The organism is Acinetobacter lactucae, from assembly GCF_013344765.1.
GTDB classification, from domain to species: Bacteria; Pseudomonadota; Gammaproteobacteria; order Pseudomonadales; family Moraxellaceae; genus Acinetobacter; species Acinetobacter lactucae_A.
The window spans coordinates 1-216 of record NZ_JABVBF010000483.1 but is presented as its reverse complement, the minus strand read 5'-3'; the positions used below and the strand labels follow the sequence as shown (position 1 = coordinate 216).

At 42.6% G+C, this 216-nt stretch carries 1 protein-coding gene; it reads right to left on the bottom strand.

The genetic code is table 11. The annotated features are described in order from the left end of the window. Window positions 1-216 (bottom strand): Ig-like domain-containing protein (locus HUN22_RS17955; protein WP_174732149.1); only part of this gene is annotated, 216 nt, incomplete at both ends.

Genomic DNA, 216 nt, shown 5'->3' with positions numbered 1-216 from the left:
TACCATTAATAGTTAAGCTTGTATCATTGGTAATGAAGTCTGTAGCTGATAAACCAGTATCATCACTGATGCTTTCAATCGCAATCACTGTGGTTGCTGAAGGTGCTGTGCTGTCTACAGTCACAACTTGGCTATCAGTTGAACCCACGTTACCGGCAGTATCCACCACACGAACATCGTAAGTGTAGTTACCATCAGTTAAGGTACGGCTATCTA